Source organism: Amnibacterium sp. CER49, assembly GCF_029846255.1.
Classification (GTDB): Bacteria; Actinomycetota; Actinomycetes; order Actinomycetales; family Microbacteriaceae; genus Amnibacterium.
Genome location: NZ_JARVWQ010000001.1, coordinates 1,900,911 through 1,916,701, shown reverse-complemented (window position 1 = coordinate 1,916,701; position 15,791 = coordinate 1,900,911). Strand labels below are relative to the sequence as shown.

The following is a 15,791-nucleotide window of genomic DNA, read 5'->3' as shown; positions in this document are numbered from 1 at the left end:
GTCAGAGGTCGAGCGGCGAGCCCGCGATGTCGAACTTCAGGCTGATCATGTCGCCCGACAGCAGCGGGAGCGCCTCGCGCATCGCGGCCAGCACGCCCGGCCGGCCGAGCGAGTCGCGGTGCGCCTCGGGCGACACCCACACCTCGAGCACGTAGACCCGGTCGGGGTAGTCCTCGTTGCGGCCCACCTCGTAGACGAGGCAGCCGCACTCCGCGAGCTCGGGCTTCGGCCGCGTGAGGATCTCGATGAGCCGCTCGCGGTCGTCCGGTCGCACGGTCAGGGTGCCCATGTTGCCCCACGTCACGGATCCATTCTCCCGGTCCGGGCGCCGCGGTGCCGCTGTCCGCCGGCCGCCCGTGCCCTCTCCCACCGGTCAGGCGTGCAGCTCCGGGCGGAGCGCCTCGAAGCGCGAGGCGGCGGCCGCGACGCTCGCGGGCACCGGGACGCCGCGCGGTGCGTCCGCGGAGGCCACGGGCTCGAGCGTCGCGAGGGTGAGCGGCACGACGCCTGCCCACACCGCGCGGTCCTCGCCGTCGTCCGGCTCGGTCGAGGCGCCCGTGGCCCGCACCTTCACGCTGACCTCGTCGAGCGGCACCCGCAGCACCACGGTGGCGGCGAGCTCGCGGCGCGTGGGCGGTCGCACCTCGTCCCACCGGCCCGGCATCAGGTGCTCGGACAGCCGCCGCAGCGCCTCCTCCTTCAGCGCGTCGGGGACGGCCACGGCCGTCCCGAGCACCATCACGCTGCGGTAGTTCATCGACGAGTCGAACAGCGAGCGGGCGTAGACGAGGCCGTCGAGCAGCGTGACCGTGACGGCCACGGGCACCCCGGAGGCCGCGGCACGCAGGAGGCCCCCGCCCGTCGAGCCGTGCAGCAGCACCGACTCGCCGTCGCGGGCGTACCCGACCGGCAGCACGATCGGCACCCCGTCGCGGACGACGGCGACGTGCGCGACGAGCCCGGCGTCGAGCACGTCGTGCAGCACCTGCCGATCGACGACCTGCCGGTCGGCGAGCCGGGTGACGCGGGTGCGATCGGTGACGGGCACTGGTTCCACCCCGTCAGGATGCCGTGGACGGCGCGGTCGCGCCGCGAGCCCGGCGTGAGCGCACGTCGTCGACGAGGTGCGGCGCCTCGCATCCATGCCGAAGGACTGTGGCGAAGCGGGGTCGCAGGCCCTACCCTGCGCCGATGAACCTTCAGGGGGTCGCACGGGTGTGCGCCTCGGGCGCCGTGGGCGCTCTGCTTCTCGGCCTGCTGGCGGCCTCCCCCGCAGGCGCCGCCCCTGGCGCGTCCGTCTCGCGGGCGCAGCAGACCGCCGCCTCGATGACCGACGCCGAGCTCGTCGGGCAGCTGCTCATGATCGGCTGCTCGAGCACCACCTCGTCCCCCGACTGCGGCAGCGCGATCAGCCGCTACCACGTGGGATCCGTGATCCTCGACGGCAACAGCTCCCTGAGCATCAGCCAGGAGCACGGGATCACGGCCGCGCTGCAGCGGTACGCGCCGGCGCACGAGAAGCTGCTCGTCGCCACCGACCAGGAGGGCGGCTACGTCCGCCGGATGCGCGGCCCCGGCTTCACCGACTACTCGACCGCGCTCGTGCAGGGCACCTGGTACACGTCGAGCCTGCAGTACTGGGCCACCACCTGGGGGCAGCAGCTGAAGGCGGCGGGCATCAACCTGAACCTCGCGCCGGTGCTCGACACCGTGCCGAGCGGGGCCTACAACCCGCCGATCGGCTCGTACGACCGTGAGTACGGCCACACCACGTCGGTCGTCGCGCGGCAGGGCCGCGCCGTGCTGCTCGGCCTCCTCGCGGGCGGCATCGACGCGACGATCAAGCACTTCCCCGGCCTCGGCCGCGTGACGGCGAACACCGACACCACGTCCGGCGTGAAGGACACCGTCACCACGAGCACGAGCTCGTACCTGGACCCGTTCAAGACCGCGATCGCGGCGCACGCGCCGTTCGTGATGATGTCGACGGCGATCTACACCCGCATCGACAGCCACAACCCGGCCGCCTTCTCGCACACGATCGTCGCCTCGCTGCTGCGCGGCACGCTCGGCTTCAAGGGCGTGGTCATCAGCGACGACCTCGGCGCGGCGCGGCAGGTGTCCGGGTACTCCGTGGGCGACCGGGCGGTGCGCTTCATCAAGGCGGGCGGGGACCTCGTGCTCACCGTGAACGCGAGCCAGGCCGGCTCCATGACCTCGGCGATCCTGTCGCGGATGCGCTGGGACAGCGGCTTCGCCGCCCAGGTGCGCGCCTCCGCGGCGCGCGTGCTCGCCGCGAAGCAGCACCTCGGCCTGCTGAACTGACGGCCGACCACGATCCGGGCACCGCCTCGCGCGGTGCGTCAGCGGGGCAGGGCGAGGATCCGCTCGGCGAGCAGGTCGCCGAACCCGTCGGGCGTCTCGAGGACCACGCGGTGCCGGGCGCCGGGCACGGCGGACACGTCGCCGTGCACCGCGCCGATGCCGAGGAGGTCGGCCCCCGCGGCGACCCGGTGGGCGAGCGCGAGCGCGTCGTCGATGCCGGGGCGGCAGTCGAGGGAGAGCGGGACCTCCGTCACGCGGCAGGCGCCAGGTACTCCCGCCAATCCGGCTGGGGCCGCTCGACGCCGCGCACGAGCCACGCGGTGCCGTGCGGCGCCCTGGGCGTGGTCCGCATCGACCAGCCCATCTCGGCGGGCGTGCGGTCGCCTTTCGTGTTGTTGCACGCGAGGCAGCAGGCGACGAGGTTCTCCCACGAGTCCGCGCCGCCGCGCGAACGGGGCAGCACGTGGTCGATCGTCGTGGCGCCCTTGCCGCAGTAGCAGCAGCGGAACTCGTCGCGCCGCAGCACCCCGCGCCGAGTGACCGGCACGTGCCGGGTGTGCGGCATGCGCACGTAGCGGGTCAGGATGATGACGCTCGGCCGGTCCCACGCGCCCGACGAGCCGAACACCGGGTGGCTCTCGTCGGCGGCCACGACGGTCGCCTTGCCGTTCAGCACGAGCACGATCGCCCGTTTGAACGAGACCACCGCGAGCGGCTCGTATCCCGCGTTCAGGACCAGGGTGCGCATCGGCGCTCCTCTCGGCGGAGCCCGCACGGCTTGCGGGCGATCGACCGGGACCGACCTGCCGGCGTGCGAGCGTCTGCGAGCGCGAGGCGCCCCGAGAACGAGAAAGGGCGCCGTCCGACGGACGACACCCTGCACGACGACGACAGCGGACTGACCGTCGACCGCGCGCAGCACGAGGCGCTCAGCGTGGCCCGCTGCCGCCTCGCTCGTCGCATCGCCGTTCTCCAGTCGCCGCCTGGTCTCGGGCACAGGCTAACCGCATCCGACGACGGGTCGGTACGGGACGGAGGGGAAGAGCGGCCTACTTGATACCGAAGCGGACGAAGTGCACGTTGGTCGTCCAGATCGGCTGCACCCGCACGTTCTCGCCGGGGTACGGCGCATGCAGGATCATGCCGTTGCCGGCGTACAGGCCGTCGTGCTCGGCCGCGTAGCCGTTGCCGGCGTCGCCGTCGAAGACCACGACGTCGCCGGGCTCGGCCTGCGACTCGGGGATGCGGGTGCCCATGAGGTCCTGCTGGCGCACGGAGTGCGGCAGCGAGACGCCGTACTGGGCGTAGACGAACATGACGAAGCCGGAGCAGTCGAAGCCGCTCGGGTCGGCGCCGCCGAACACGTACGGCACGCCCTGGTACCTGAGGGCCGTCTGGTACAGCGCGGACAGGCCGAACGCGGGATGCGCGGGGTTCTTCACGAAGCTCGCCACGTAGTCCGACGCGGTCGGGCCGGTGTACGAGGCGTACTGCTTCGCGAGCGCGGCGCGCTTCAGCTCCGCCTTGCTCGTGGCGCTGAACGAGTCGCGGGTGATGGTCGCGGTCGCGACGTCACCCGCGATCCGCGGCAGCTGCTGGGCGCCCGACTTCGTCGTCTCCCGGCCGGCGACCTGGACGGTCGCGCTCGCCTTGTGCGGGTCGAAGGCGTACGAGGGCAGCGCGAGCGTGGCGACGAGGCCGGCGGCGAACGTCATCACGAAGCCGGAGAGCACGATGCGCGCGGCTGCGCGGCGGCCACGCCCGACACCCGCCGGCTGGGCCGGAGCGGTGCGGGTCGCCGCGGCATGCGCGCGATGCGGCGCGCCGTACGGCCGGACCGGCTCGACGCGGCGGGCACCCTGCCGCGGGGCGCGGACGCCGGCGGATCCGCTCGTCCTCGTGGGTCCGACCATCGGCGACACCTCCTGCAGCTGCTCGTCCTGGCCCGTGCGATCAGCACGGCGCGGCCAACGTAACGAAACGGTTGCGGCTGAGCGTGGAGGACGCGCGGGGAGTCGCGAGGAGCGTCGGCCGCTCAGCGGGCGACGAAGACGTGCGCGGCGATCTCGCCGGGCAGCTCGAGCGCGTCGTCGAAGCCGTCGACTTCGAGCCGCACGCCACCCGGCACCGCCGAGGCCGTCGCGGTCGCCCCGGGCATCACGCCGGTCTGCTTCAGCTGCGCGAGCAGCTCCGGCTCGAACTGCACCGGCTCGCCGAGCCGGCGGATGACGACCCGGCCGCCCTGCGGGCGCTCGCGCAGGAAGGGCACGAGCGAGACGACGCCGTCGAGGAAGCGGCCGGACGGCGGGCCCGAGAGCTCGTCGAGCGTCGGGATCGGGTTGCCGTACGGCGACTCGGTCGGGTCTCCGAGCAGGTGGACGAGCCGGCGCTCGACCTGCTCGCTCATCACGTGCTCCCACCGGCAGGCCTCGTCGTGCACGTACTCCCAGTCGAGCCCGATGACGTCGCTGAGCAGCCGCTCGGCGAGCCGGTGCTTGCGGAGCACGTGCACCGCCTTGCTGCGGCCCGCGGCGGTGAGCTCGAGGTGCCGGTCGCCCCCGACGATCACGAGGCCGTCACGCTCCATGCGCGCGATCGTCTGCGAGACCGTGGGGCCGGAGTGGCCGAGCCGTTCGGAGATGCGGGCCCGGAGGGGGACGATGTCCTCCTCCTCGAGGTCGATGATCGTGCGCAGGTACATCTCGGTGGTGTCGACGAGATCCGTCACCGCCGACCTCCCGATTCCCTCGTCCGGCTGCGTCAGTGTACGGGCGTGGTCGCCCCGGCTCGCGCCCGACCCCTACAGTGCTGTGCCTGTGACGAGCCTCGCGATCCCCACCGAGTTGCTGCCCGCCGACGGCCGGTTCGGCTGCGGCCCCTCCCGTGTGCGCCGCGAGCAGGTCGACGCGCTGCTCGCCGCGAGCCGCGACCTGCTCGGCACCTCGCACCGCCAGCGGCCGGTGAAGGCGCTCGTCGGCTCCGTGCGGCGCGGCCTCGCCGAGCTGCTCGGCGCACCGGACGGATACGAGGTGGTGCTCGGCAACGGCGGCTCCACCGCGTTCTGGGACGCCGCCGCCTTCGGCCTGATCGAGCGCCGCAGCCAGCACCTCTCGTTCGGGGAGTTCGGGGCGAAGTTCGCGAAGGCGGCGTCCGCGCCGTGGCTCGAGGCGCCGTCCAGGATCGCGAGCGAGCCGGGCACCCGCCCGGCGCCCCGGCCCGAGGACGGCGTCGACGTCTACGCCTGGCCGCACAACGAGACCTCGACCGGGGTCGCCGCGCCGGTGCGACGGGTCGACGCCCCGGGCGCGCTCACCGTCGTCGACGCGACGAGCGCCGCGGGCGGCATCGCGTTCGACGCGGCCGAGGCCGACGTCTACTACTTCGCCCCGCAGAAGAACCTCGGCTCCGACGGCGGCCTCTGGTTCGCGCTCTGCTCGCCGGCCGCGATCGAGCGGATCGAGCGCGTGGCCGCGAGCGGCCGATACATCCCCGAGTTCCTGAGCCTGCAGGCCGCGGTCGAGAACTCGCGTCTCGACCAGACCCTGAACACCCCGGCGATCGCGACGCTCGTGCTGCTCGACGAGCAGGTGCGCTGGATCCTCGAGCGCGGCGGCCTCGCCTGGGCCGCCGGGCGCACCGCCCAGTCGTCGACGATGCTCTACGACTGGGCCGATCGCACGACGTTCGCGAGGCCCTTCGTCGCGGACCCCGCCGACCGCTCCCCCGTCGTCGTCACGATCGACTTCGAGGGCGTCGATGCGGGACAGGTGGCGTCGGTCCTGCGCGCGAACGGGGTCGTCGACGTCGAGCCGTACCGCAAGCTGGGCCGCAACCAGCTCCGTGTCGGCACCTTCGTGTCCGTCGAGCCGGCCGATGTCGCGGCGCTCATCGGCTGCATCGACTACGTGGTCGAGCGGCTGCCGCAGGCCGCGCCTGCCCTCGCCTGAGCGGCCCGATCGCCCCCCGCCGGCACCGCACGGCACCCGGCAGCCGGATGGCGCCGGGGTCAGGCGCGCTCGTCGGCCTCCGCGGCGTCTGAGCCGGCGTGCTCGGAGTCCGCCTCGTCGGGCTCGTCCGCCTCGTCGGGCTCGTCCGCCTCGTCGGTCGGCTCCGCGTCGTCGGCATCGTCCTCGGTCGGCTCCGCCTCGTCGGCGGCCTCCTCGAAGTCGACGCCGTCGATCTCGAGCGCGTCGTCGGCGGGGTCGAGGTCGGCGTCGTCGAGGTCCTCGTCGTCCTCCTCGTCGTCCTCGAGCTCGTCGTCGAGGTCCTCGTCGAGGTCCTCGTCGTCGGGATGCGTGCGCCGGTACTCCGCGAGGCGCTCGGCCCACGGCACCCACGGCGGCGCGAGCAGCGCGCCCTCACCGGGCAGCAGCTCGAGCTCGAGCACCGTCGGCTCCTCGCCCTCGACCTGCCCGGTGGAGACCGTCCAGCGCCACGCGGCGTAGCCCGGTAGCCGGCAGGCGAAGATCAGGTCGCGGACGCCCTCGGCGGGCTCGGCGACCTCGACGAGGTCGCCGACGCTTCCCGGTTCGGTCACCTCGGCGAGCGCCGCGAGGGCGAGCGGGGCGCGGTCGTCGTGCAGGGCCGCCACGATCAGGCGTCGAAGTCGTCGGCGATACGACGCAGCAGCGCGGCGATGCGCTGGCCGTGAGCCGAGTCGGGGTAGCGGCCGCGGCGCAGGTTGCCGCCCTCGCGATCGAGCAGCTTGATGAGGTCCTCGATGCGGACGGCCATGTCCTCGGCCGGCGTGCGCTGCAGGCGGTGCAGGCTCGGCGGGGCGTCGAGGACGCGCACGGCGAGCGCCTGGCTGCCGCGCTTGCCCGCGGCGACGCCGAACTCGAGCTTCGTGCCGGCCTTCACCTTCGCGCCCTCGGGGAGCGCCGACGCGTGCAGGAAGACCTCCTGCCCGTCGTCCGAGGTGATGAAGCCGAAGCCCTTCTGCTCGTCGTAGAACTTGACTCGACCGGTGGGCATCGGAGACCTCGAAGACTGGGGACGGTGCGACCGGGAATCCGGCCGGTCAAGTGTACCGAGCGGTCGCGGGAGCGGCGCGGGCGGGTCCACACCCCTCGCTACGCTGCTGCCGTGCCTCCGACCACGCCCGCCGGCCGCGCCCAGCGCGTGCTCGCGGTCATGGCCTTCACCGTGATCGGCGTCTCGGCGCTCGCGATCGTCGTCCTGCTCGTCTGCCAGGCGGTCGGCGTGCCGGCGTCGGCCTTCACGACGGGGCCGCTGAAGGTGCTCGGGGTGCTGCCGCTGCCCGGGCTCGCCATCGGGCTCCTGCTCGTGATCGCCTCGCTCGTGACGGCCGTCGTCGCCCGCTCCCGGGCGAACCGCGGCTGACGTCGCGCGGTCCTCGAGGGGCACCTCAGGACACGCGCGGAGGAACCGGAACTCCCGGTCAGCACGCTCTCCGACGGACCCTCCACCGCGCACGATGAAGCACCAGCAACCTCCCAGGCAGCGCGCAGACAATTGCCCGCATGGCCGACCAACCACGCATTCTCATCGTCGACGACGAGCCGAACATCCGTGACCTCCTGACGACGAGCCTGCGCTTCGCCGGCTTCGCCGTACGCGCCGTCAGCAACGGCGCCCAAGCGATCTCGGCGGTGCTCGAGGAGGAGCCCGACCTGATCATCCTCGACGTGATGCTGCCCGACATGAACGGGTTCGGCGTCACGAAGCGGCTGCGCTCCTCCGGGTACACCTCGCCGATCCTGTTCCTCACCGCCAAGGACGACACCGAGGACAAGATCACGGGTCTCACGGTTGGCGGCGACGACTACGTCACGAAGCCGTTCAGCCTCGACGAGATCGTCGCCCGCATCAAGGCGATCCTCCGCCGCACCATGCACGCGGAGGAGGACGCGGTCATCCGCGCCGGCGAGCTGACCATGGATCAGGACACGCACGAGGTCACGGTGGGCAACGAGCCCATCGAGCTCTCCCCCACCGAGTTCAAGCTGCTGCGCTACCTCATGCTGAACCCGAACCGGGTGCTGTCGAAGGCGCAGATCCTCGACCACGTCTGGGAGTACGACTTCAACGGCGACGCCGGCATCGTCGAGTCGTACATCTCGTACCTGCGGCGCAAGCTCGACGCGCACAGCACCGAGCCGATCATCCAGACGAAGCGCGGCTTCGGCTACATGCTGAAGGCGGCGAAGGTCTGAGACCGCTGAGGACTCGGGGAGGGCGGTGCTCCGCCTAGCGGAGCGCTGCCTACACTTCGCTCATCATGCACGCGTCGCTGGCCGAGTGGTGGAACACCATCTCGCTGCGCACGAAGATCACCGCCGTCACGGTGCTGCTCATGACGGTGGGTCTCGTCGTCAGCGGGTTCGGCACGATGACGGTCCTGCGCGACTACCTCGTCGAACGCACCGACAAGCAGATCGAGTCGGCCATCGACACCGTCAGCGCGCAGACGACCGCGGTGAACGCGCGCTCCGCCGCGACGCAGTACGTGTACGCCCACTTCTCGCCGAGCGGGCAGCTCACGAACATGAACGGCAGGTGGCGCGCGCTCAAGCCGCAGATCTCGTGGAGCACGGTCGAGAGCGCGCCCGAGGAGAAGGCGTTCACGGTCCGCGACCCGAGGGGAGCGGCCGCCTTCCGCGTGGAGGTGAAGAACACGGGCGACGGCCGGGCGGTGCTCGGCCTGCCGCTGTCGGAGACGAACGGCCTCATCGCGCGGCTGTTCACCCTCTTCTTCGTGTTCGGCATCATCGTGGTGCTGCTCGGCGCGATCCTCACGTGGTTCCTCGTCGGCTCGGCGTTCCGGCCGCTCCGCCAGGTCGAGCGCACAGCGGCGGCGATCGCGGCCGGTGACTTCGGCCAGCGGCTCGGCAACGCGACGCCGAACACCGAGGTGGGGCGGCTCAACCGCTCGCTGAACCGCATGCTGAACCGCATCGACTCGGCCCTCGCCGACCGGGCGCGCACCATCGAGCAGATGCGCCGCTTCGTCGGCGACGCGAGCCACGAGCTGCGCACGCCGCTCGTCTCGGTGCGCGGCTACGCCGAGCTGTACCGCATGGGCGCGCTGCAGAGCCGTGAGGACATCGCCCAGGCGATGGACCGCATCGAGCGCGAGGCGGTGCGGCTGGGCGCGCTCGTCACCGACCTGCTGGCGCTCGCCCGGCTCGACGAGGCCCGCGAGCTGAAGAAGACGCCGGTCGAGCTCGTGCCCCTGGCCCACGACGCCGCGCTCGACGCCCGTGCGCTCGCGCCGAAGCGGGTCATCCGCGTGATCGCGCACGACCCCGACGTGCCCACCGGGGCGATCGAGATCCTGCGCCCGGTGCTCCCCCCTGCCGAGGACACGCAGGACGCGGCGCTCACGACCGCGTCCCGGCTGTTCCGCCGCATGCCCGCTCCCGGCGACGCGAGCATCACGGGCTCCATCCGCCTCGCCAGCGCGCGTCTGCTGCGCGCACGCCGCCGCGCGGGCGAGCTCGACCCCGAGGACGGCGCGGCGCAGTCGACCCCGGCGGCCGGGGCCGCGCGCCCGGTCGTGCTCGCCGAGGAGGACAAGCTCCGGCAGGTGCTGACGAACCTCATCGGCAACGCGATGCGGTACACGCCGGACGACTCGCCCATCGAGATCGCGACCTACGCCGACAAGGCGCGCGGTCTCGCGGTGCTCGAGATCATCGATCACGGCGAGGGCATCCCGCCCCAGATCCGCGAGAAGATCTTCCAGCGGTTCTGGCGCGCCGACTCGTCCCGCACCCGTGACACCGGCGGCAGCGGGCTCGGCCTCGCCATCGTGGCAGCGATCGTGCAGGCGCACGAGGGCAGCATCGGCATCACCGAGACCGCCGGCGGCGGTGCGACGTTCCGCGTGGCCCTTCCTCTCCTCCCCACCGACGACGTCGAGCCCGACGAGGCCGACGACGAGGTCGAGGTCTCGGAGTCGGCCTACAGCTGACCTACCGTCCTCCCCGTTCCACGACGGATGAAGGAGGACGGACGATGACCAGGTTCACGGTCGACAGCGAGGCGGTGAACGCCGCAGCCGCAGCGATCACGGGCACCACCGGGCGGCTGCAGGGCGAGATGACGTCGCTCCACGGGCAGCTCGAGCAGCTGCAGGGCGTGTGGACGGGCCAGGCGGCGCAGGCGTTCCAGGGCGTGGTGCAGCAGTGGCGCACGGCGCAGACCAACCTCGAGCAGGTGCTCACGAGCATCGACCGCTCGCTGCGGCAGGCCGCCGACCAGTACGCGCAGATCGAGCTGGCGAACCTCCGCCTGTTCGGCTGAGCCGCCGGAACGGCAGGAGCCGGGCATCCCGAAGGATGCCCGGCTCCTGTGACGTTCAGCAGGTCGGACTAGAAGTCCATGCCTCCGCCGGCGTCGGCGCCGGCGGCGACCGGCGTCTTCTCCGGCTTGTCGGCGACGACGGCCTCGGTGGTGAGGAACAGGCCCGCGATCGACGCCGCGTTGAGCAGCGCCGAGCGGGTGACCTTCACCGGGTCGTTGATGCCGGCGGCGAGCATGTCGACGTACTCGCCCGTGGCCGCGTTGAGACCGTGGCCGGGCTCGAGCGAGCGGACCTTCTCGGCCACGACACCGGGCTCGAGACCGGCGTTCAGCGCGATCTGCTTGAGCGGGGCCTCGACGGCGACCTTGACGATGTTCGCGCCGGTCGCCTCGTCGCCCGTGAGCTCGAGGCTCGCGAACGCGCGCTTGCCGGCCTGGATGAGGGCCACGCCACCACCGGGCACGATGCCCTCCTCGACGGCCGCCTTCGCGTTGCGGACGGCGTCCTCGATGCGGTGCTTGCGCTCCTTCAGCTCGACCTCGGTCGCCGCGCCCGCCTTGATGACGGCGACGCCGCCGGCGAGCTTGGCGAGACGCTCCTGGAGCTTCTCGCGGTCGTAGTCGCTGTCGGTGCTCTCGATCTCGTTGCGGATCTGCTGCACGCGGCCGGCGATCTGGTCGGCGTCACCGGCACCGTCGACGATGGTCGTCTCGTCCTTGGTGATGACGACCTTGCGCGCCTGGCCCAGCAGGTCGAGCGTCACGTTCTCGAGCTTGAGGCCGACCTCCTCGGAGATCACCTGGCCGCCCGTGAGGATCGCGATGTCCTGCAGCTGCGCCTTGCGGCGGTCGCCGAAGCCCGGCGCCTTGACGGCGGTGGACTTGAAGATGCCGCGGATCTTGTTGACGATCAGGGTCGCGAGCGCCTCGCCCTCGACGTCCTCGGCGATGATCAGCAGCTGCTTGCCGGTCTGGATCACCTTGTCGACGATCGGCAGCAGATCCTTGATGTTCGAGATCTTGCTGTTCACGATCAGGATGTACGGGTCCTCGAACACCGCCTCCTGACGCTCCGGGTCGGTGACGAAGTACTGCGACAGGAAGCCCTTGTCGAAGCGCATGCCCTCCGTGAGCTCGAGCTCGGTGCCGAAGGTGTTCGACTCCTCGACGGTGACGACACCCTCCTTGCCGACCTTGTCGATCGCCTCGGCGATGATCTCGCCGATCTGCGGGTCGCCGGCGGAGATGGACGCGGTCGCGGCGATCTCCTCCTTGGTCTCGACCTCCTTGGCACCGGCGAGCAGCTCGGCCGACACCGCGGCCACGGCCTTGTCGATGCCGCGCTTGAGGCTGATCGGGTCGGCGCCGGCAGCGACGTTGCGGAGGCCCTCGCGGACCAGCGCCTGCGCGAGCACGACCGACGTGGTGGTGCCGTCACCGGCGACGTCGTCGGTCTTCTTCGCGACCTCCTTGACGAGCTCGGCCCCGATCTTCTCGTACGGGTCCTCGAGCTCGATCTCCTTCGCGATGGAGACGCCGTCGTTCGTGATCGTGGGGGCGCCCCACTTCTTCTCGAGCACGACGTTGCGGCCGCGGGGACCGAGGGTGACGCGCACGGCGTCGGCGAGCGTGTTGAGACCACGCTCGAGGCCGCGCCGGGCCTCCTCCTCGAAGGCAATCATCTTCGCCATAAGTGGTCGTCCCTCCTGGACGGGTGACGGATGGATCGCGGAGGCCCATGGCACCCCGCCTGGCACTCGACTGAACCGAGTGCTAAAGCAATCTTGGCAGTCCACCCGAGCGAGTGCAAGCCGCGCAGGGGCGGCACGCCGGGCCGTCCGGACACGACACCGCCCCCGGACCGCGACGGTCCGGGGGCGGTGGAAGGCGTGCTCAGTGCTTGGCGGCGTAGTCCGCGCCGAGGACGACCGTGAGCCGGTCCTGCCCGGGCACGGCGAAGCGCTCCGACTGGAGGGTGCGGGTCACGCCCAGCGACTTCGCGAGACCGGCGGCGGCACCCGCATCGCCCGACTTCGCGTAGTAGACCGTCGTCCGGGTCACCGATGTCGAGTTCGCGTTCGCGAGCGAGCCGATCCTCCAGCCCGCCTGCTTCAGCGTCGTCGACGCGCTCTTCGCGAGCCCCGTGGTCGACGTGGCGTTCAGCACGACGACGTCGATCTGCGGGTCGACGGTCGGTACGGGCGCCGCGCGCGTCGCGGCCGTGGTCCCCGTCGCGGAGACGCGGCTCTCGATCGCGTTGAGGCCGAGCACGCCGGCCGTGACGAGCACGCCCGTGGCGAGGGCGGCCCAGGCGAGGACGACGAAGCCGCGGCGCGGCGGCACCGGCGCGCGGTGGGCGCCCACGCGGGCGAGGTCCTGCGGGATGTCGTCGAAGCGATCGCGCGGGTAGGAGGTGGGCATGCTCTTCCGGGTGTCGGCGTACGTCGCTCCGGCCATCACCGGCAGTGCCCCTGTCGCGGTCAACTCGAGTGGCGGCGCAGGAGGTCCGCGCGCCGGACGGTCCGGGCGTCACGGAGACGCTGCAGACGCTTCACGAGCATGGGATCCTCGCGCAGGGCGGCTGGGGTCTCGATGAGCGCCCCGAGCAGCTGGTAGTACCGCGCGGCGGAGATGCCGAACTCCTCACGGATGGCCTCCTCCTTCTGCCCGCCCCTGCGCCACCAGGCGCGCTCGAACGCGAGCATCGCGAGGTCGCGGGCGCCGAGCGCGCTGCCGCGGCCTGCGCCGGTCGCCGTCTCGTCGTCGGTCACGTCACATGTCCTTCCGCGACGTCGACGCCGCACTCGGGAGAGGAATACGAGCGATGCTAGGAGCGCTGCATCCGACAGGGACGGAGCGACAGGCCGTCTTCGGCAACAACTCCTAGCCCGCACGGGGCGGGAGCGGAAGAGAAGGACGTCATGACCTACGAGGTGACGAAGAGCGACGCCGAGTGGCGCCAGACGCTCGGCCCGCAGGAGTTCGAGGTGCTGCGGCACGCCGCCACGGAGCGGCCGTGGAGCGGTGCGCTGCTCGACGAGCACCGCGACGGCCTGTTCCGGTGCCGAGCGTGCGACGCCCCGCTGTTCAAGTCCGCGGCGAAGTTCGACTCCGGGTCCGGCTGGCCGAGCTTCTTCGAGCCGGTGTCGGCCGACGCGGTCGAGCTGAAGCAGGACCGCTCCTGGGGGATGGCGCGCACCGAGGTGCTCTGCGCCCGCTGCGGCTCGCACCTCGGCCACCTGTTCGACGACGCCCCGCAGACCCCCACGGGCGAGCGGTACTGCATGAACAGCGTCTCGCTGAACTTCGACCAGGGCGACGGCGCCTGACGCCGTCCCACCGCCGTCCGGCCCCGGTCCCGCTGCTCGCGGCACCGGGGCCGATTCCTTTTCTTCCGGTCGCTCACCCGAAAGGGGACATCCCTTTCGATCGCCGAATAAGTAGATTCCCTTTCAAGATTTCCATTTCGGGGGAGGAATCGTGAGAGGCCTGCTGCGCGTCGGCGCTGCGCTCGTCGTCGCCGCTGCCGTGTTCTTCACGGTGTCCGCGCCGGCGGCCGCCACGACGCTGCCTGCGAGCGGGACCGTCACCTGGACGGTGTACGCGGCGGGCGCTCCGGGCACCGCGACCATGTCGTGGCACCGCGACGCGGCGTCCGGGGACTACCTCGAATTCGTCGTCTCCGTGCGTGCGCTGAGCCGCCTCAAGAGCCTCTGGTACGCAGGTCGGGGCCCGATCTCCGTGGTGCAGGCCCCGTCCGACGTGCCCGCCGTGCAGAGGACCAAGGCCTTCACCAGCACCGCGGCGCTGAAATCCTTCTTCCAGGCTCGCCTGCACTTCAGCAAGGCGCTGACCCCGATGCTCGGCATGAAGGAGACCGGCGGCGGCAGCGCAGTCTGCACCGGCGTCGACAGCGGCGCCGGGAAGCCCTCCGCCACCTGCTCGAGCATCGACCTCTTCGGGTCGGAGCTGCTCGTGCCGGGCCGGACGCAGAAGATCATCACGCTCACGATCACGAACACCGGGGTGCTGCCGGCGTCGACCTTCACCCTTCGGCCCGGGGCGTGCACCCAGTCGGCGTCGTTCGCCCCGTCGGGGCGCGCCACCGACATCTGCGCCCGCGCGCACCTGTCGATCATGACGGCGACGACGGTGGTGTTCCGCGGCATGCTGACCGACCTGACGGCCCGGGGAACCGTTCCGCTCGCGCCGCTCCCTGCCGGCGCGACGCGCACCTACCGGTTCTGGCTGACGCTCGACCCGAGCGCCGACAACAGCTATCAGGGCCTCGCGCTCCGCATGCCCTTCACCTGGACGTTCAACAGCTAGGGCGGTGCTCGCGGGCTAGCGGGCGAGGCGCCGCTTGACCCGCCGGAGCACACCCGAGGCACGGGAGCGGGCCCGCTCGAGCAGGACGACCGCCTTCGGCCGCCGCTCTGACGGCCGCTCCGAGAGGTGCCAGTACGGCGATCGGGTGATCGTGCTCGCGTCCGGCTTGTAGTACGGGCGGACGAGCGACAGGTGCGGCCGCTCCCAGGCGGTGTCGTACCGGACGGGCCGCGCGGGGACGCCCACGGCGACGCAGTTGTTGGGGATGCGGCCGGTGACGATGCTCCCGTAGCCGATGACCGTGCCGTTCCCGATCGTCGCTCCCCCGAGCACGGCGGAGAGGCGCCCCAGCCAGACGTGGTCGCCGATCGTGATCGACTTCGACACGTTGACCCGCTTGCCCGTGGCGACGTCGAAGATGGGATGGCCGTCGTCCGCCCGGATCTCGTTCCCGCTCGCGAACATCACGTCGTCCCCGATGCTGACGGTCGTGCCCTCCGTGGCCGAGATGCTCACCGCGGACGTGGTCGACACGTTCGCGCCGATCCGCACGCTCGAGTCCTGGCCGATCCGCATCGTGGTGGAGAGCGCCGGGACCCCGCTGCTCGCGCCGATGGTGAGCAGTCCGTTGTCGCAGTCGAAGTCGACCTGCAGCTTGCCGATCCGGACGGGATGCGCGATCCGCACGCGGTTGTTCGACCCGGTGAACTTGATCGCCACGCCCTGCTCGACGGGATCGCCGGCGTACTCGATCGCGTTGCCGCGCTCGTCCTCGTAGGGGGCCAGTCGGGTGATCACCTCGGGCATCGGGGAAAGACTAGCGGCCGGACTCGGCGCCGCTCACCTGGGCGCTCGGCAGCTGGAGGGCC

At 71.9% G+C, this 15,791-nt stretch carries 20 protein-coding genes; 8 read left to right on the top strand and 12 right to left on the bottom strand.

Annotated elements, in window-relative coordinates; translation table 11 throughout:
• Position 1 precedes the first annotated feature (1 nt).
• A complete protein-coding gene (locus QDR37_RS09395) occupies positions 2-304 on the bottom strand; it encodes a putative quinol monooxygenase (RefSeq protein ID WP_279713379.1) in 303 nt (100 codons plus the stop codon).
• A gap of 69 nt (positions 305-373) precedes the next feature.
• Entirely contained in the window at positions 374-1,057 is a 684-nt protein-coding gene (locus tag QDR37_RS09390; protein ID WP_279713378.1) for a pyridoxamine 5'-phosphate oxidase family protein, read from the bottom strand.
• Between the two features lie 134 nt (positions 1,058-1,191).
• Between QDR37_RS09390 and QDR37_RS09385 the strand changes: the two genes are divergently transcribed.
• Positions 1,192-2,325, top strand: a complete 1,134-nt coding sequence (locus QDR37_RS09385) for a glycoside hydrolase family 3 N-terminal domain-containing protein (RefSeq protein WP_279713377.1) — start codon at positions 1,192-1,194, stop codon at positions 2,323-2,325.
• A gap of 38 nt (positions 2,326-2,363) precedes the next feature.
• On the opposite strand, the gene QDR37_RS09380 is transcribed toward QDR37_RS09385, so the two are convergent.
• The 4 genes from QDR37_RS09380 to QDR37_RS09365 form a co-directional block, all read right to left on the bottom strand.
• Positions 2,364-2,579: a hypothetical protein gene (locus tag QDR37_RS09380; RefSeq protein WP_279713376.1), complete on the bottom strand. Its 216-nt coding sequence runs from the start codon at positions 2,577-2,579 to the stop codon at positions 2,364-2,366.
• Positions 2,576-3,073 carry an HNH endonuclease gene (locus tag QDR37_RS09375; RefSeq protein WP_279713375.1) on the bottom strand — a complete coding sequence of 166 codons (498 nt, stop codon included), beginning with the start codon at positions 3,071-3,073 and terminating at the stop codon, positions 2,576-2,578. The genes QDR37_RS09380 and QDR37_RS09375 overlap by 4 nt, the downstream gene beginning before the upstream one ends.
• Positions 3,074-3,374: 301 nt before the next feature.
• A complete protein-coding gene (locus QDR37_RS09370) occupies positions 3,375-4,238 on the bottom strand; it encodes a C40 family peptidase (RefSeq protein ID WP_279713374.1) in 864 nt (287 codons plus the stop codon).
• Between the two features lie 122 nt (positions 4,239-4,360).
• The gene (locus QDR37_RS09365) at positions 4,361-5,053 is read right to left on the bottom strand and encodes a metal-dependent transcriptional regulator (protein WP_279713373.1); all 693 of its coding nucleotides are present in this window, start codon (positions 5,051-5,053) and stop codon (positions 4,361-4,363) included.
• Positions 5,054-5,141: 88 nt separating this feature from the next.
• Between QDR37_RS09365 and serC the strand changes: the two genes are divergently transcribed.
• Positions 5,142-6,272 (top strand): phosphoserine transaminase, encoded by a 1,131-nt coding sequence (gene serC, locus QDR37_RS09360; protein ID WP_279713372.1) that lies wholly within the window; start codon positions 5,142-5,144, stop codon positions 6,270-6,272.
• A 59-nt stretch (positions 6,273-6,331) separates the two neighbouring features.
• Here serC and QDR37_RS09355 read toward each other — a convergent pair whose 3' ends face one another.
• A complete protein-coding gene (locus QDR37_RS09355) occupies positions 6,332-6,916 on the bottom strand; it encodes a DUF3027 domain-containing protein (RefSeq protein ID WP_279713370.1) in 585 nt (194 codons plus the stop codon).
• A gap of 2 nt (positions 6,917-6,918) precedes the next feature.
• The gene (locus QDR37_RS09350; protein ID WP_279713368.1) at positions 6,919-7,299 is read right to left on the bottom strand and encodes a cold shock domain-containing protein; all 381 of its coding nucleotides are present in this window, start codon (positions 7,297-7,299) and stop codon (positions 6,919-6,921) included.
• Positions 7,300-7,410: 111 nt separating this feature from the next.
• Here QDR37_RS09350 and QDR37_RS09345 point away from each other — a divergent pair, with 111 nt between their 5' ends.
• The 4 genes from QDR37_RS09345 to QDR37_RS09330 all read left to right on the top strand — a co-directional run bounded on the left by QDR37_RS09345 (position 7,411) and on the right by QDR37_RS09330 (position 10,593).
• Entirely contained in the window at positions 7,411-7,668 is a 258-nt protein-coding gene (locus tag QDR37_RS09345; protein WP_279713366.1) for a hypothetical protein, read from the top strand.
• A gap of 140 nt (positions 7,669-7,808) precedes the next feature.
• The gene (locus QDR37_RS09340) at positions 7,809-8,501 is read left to right on the top strand and encodes a response regulator transcription factor (protein ID WP_279713364.1); all 693 of its coding nucleotides are present in this window, start codon (positions 7,809-7,811) and stop codon (positions 8,499-8,501) included.
• Between the two features lie 65 nt (positions 8,502-8,566).
• Complete coding sequence (locus tag QDR37_RS09335) at positions 8,567-10,261, top strand: HAMP domain-containing sensor histidine kinase (RefSeq protein WP_279713363.1); 1,695 nt, start codon at positions 8,567-8,569, stop codon at positions 10,259-10,261.
• A gap of 44 nt (positions 10,262-10,305) precedes the next feature.
• The gene (locus QDR37_RS09330; RefSeq protein ID WP_279713361.1) at positions 10,306-10,593 is read left to right on the top strand and encodes a WXG100 family type VII secretion target; all 288 of its coding nucleotides are present in this window, start codon (positions 10,306-10,308) and stop codon (positions 10,591-10,593) included.
• A 68-nt stretch (positions 10,594-10,661) separates the two neighbouring features.
• Here QDR37_RS09330 and groL read toward each other — a convergent pair whose 3' ends face one another.
• From groL to QDR37_RS09315, 3 genes are all read right to left on the bottom strand, one after another.
• Complete coding sequence (gene groL / locus QDR37_RS09325; RefSeq protein WP_279713360.1) at positions 10,662-12,284, bottom strand: chaperonin GroEL; 1,623 nt, start codon at positions 12,282-12,284, stop codon at positions 10,662-10,664.
• A 202-nt stretch (positions 12,285-12,486) separates the two neighbouring features.
• A complete protein-coding gene (locus QDR37_RS09320; RefSeq protein ID WP_279713359.1) occupies positions 12,487-13,050 on the bottom strand; it encodes a LytR C-terminal domain-containing protein in 564 nt (187 codons plus the stop codon).
• A 23-nt stretch (positions 13,051-13,073) separates the two neighbouring features.
• The gene (locus tag QDR37_RS09315) at positions 13,074-13,364 is read right to left on the bottom strand and encodes a DUF3263 domain-containing protein (protein WP_279713358.1); all 291 of its coding nucleotides are present in this window, start codon (positions 13,362-13,364) and stop codon (positions 13,074-13,076) included.
• A gap of 150 nt (positions 13,365-13,514) precedes the next feature.
• Between QDR37_RS09315 and msrB the strand changes: the two genes are divergently transcribed.
• Both msrB and QDR37_RS09305 read left to right on the top strand, forming a co-directional pair.
• Positions 13,515-13,922: a peptide-methionine (R)-S-oxide reductase MsrB gene (msrB, locus tag QDR37_RS09310; protein WP_279713357.1), complete on the top strand. Its 408-nt coding sequence runs from the start codon at positions 13,515-13,517 to the stop codon at positions 13,920-13,922.
• A gap of 151 nt (positions 13,923-14,073) precedes the next feature.
• Positions 14,074-14,922 carry a hypothetical protein gene (locus QDR37_RS09305; protein WP_279713356.1) on the top strand — a complete coding sequence of 283 codons (849 nt, stop codon included), beginning with the start codon at positions 14,074-14,076 and terminating at the stop codon, positions 14,920-14,922.
• A gap of 15 nt (positions 14,923-14,937) precedes the next feature.
• Here the strand turns inward: QDR37_RS09305 and QDR37_RS09300 are convergent, their stop codons facing one another.
• Positions 14,938-15,729 carry an acyltransferase gene (locus QDR37_RS09300; protein WP_279713355.1) on the bottom strand — a complete coding sequence of 264 codons (792 nt, stop codon included), beginning with the start codon at positions 15,727-15,729 and terminating at the stop codon, positions 14,938-14,940.
• Between the last annotated feature and the right edge of the window lie 62 nt (positions 15,730-15,791).

Excerpts from the sequence above, each read along its gene's own strand:
- QDR37_RS09385 (WP_279713377.1), top strand. The coding sequence starts at position 1,192 with ATGAACCTTCAGGGGGTCGCACGGGTGTGCGCCTCGGGCGCCGTGGGC.
- QDR37_RS09375 (WP_279713375.1), bottom strand. The coding sequence starts at position 3,073 with ATGCGCACCCTGGTCCTGAACGCGGGATACGAGCCGCTCGCGGTGGTC.
- QDR37_RS09370 (WP_279713374.1), bottom strand. The coding sequence starts at position 4,238 with ATGGTCGGACCCACGAGGACGAGCGGATCCGCCGGCGTCCGCGCCCCG.
- QDR37_RS09350 (WP_279713368.1), bottom strand. The coding sequence starts at position 7,299 with ATGCCCACCGGTCGAGTCAAGTTCTACGACGAGCAGAAGGGCTTCGGC.
- QDR37_RS09340 (WP_279713364.1), top strand. The coding sequence starts at position 7,809 with ATGGCCGACCAACCACGCATTCTCATCGTCGACGACGAGCCGAACATC.
- QDR37_RS09335 (WP_279713363.1), top strand. The coding sequence starts at position 8,567 with ATGCACGCGTCGCTGGCCGAGTGGTGGAACACCATCTCGCTGCGCACG.
- QDR37_RS09330 (WP_279713361.1), top strand. The coding sequence starts at position 10,306 with ATGACCAGGTTCACGGTCGACAGCGAGGCGGTGAACGCCGCAGCCGCA.
- groL (WP_279713360.1), bottom strand. The coding sequence starts at position 12,284 with ATGGCGAAGATGATTGCCTTCGAGGAGGAGGCCCGGCGCGGCCTCGAG.
- QDR37_RS09320 (WP_279713359.1), bottom strand. The coding sequence starts at position 13,050 with ATGGCCGGAGCGACGTACGCCGACACCCGGAAGAGCATGCCCACCTCC.
- msrB (WP_279713357.1), top strand. The coding sequence starts at position 13,515 with ATGACCTACGAGGTGACGAAGAGCGACGCCGAGTGGCGCCAGACGCTC.
- QDR37_RS09300 (WP_279713355.1), bottom strand. The coding sequence starts at position 15,729 with ATGCCCGAGGTGATCACCCGACTGGCCCCCTACGAGGACGAGCGCGGC.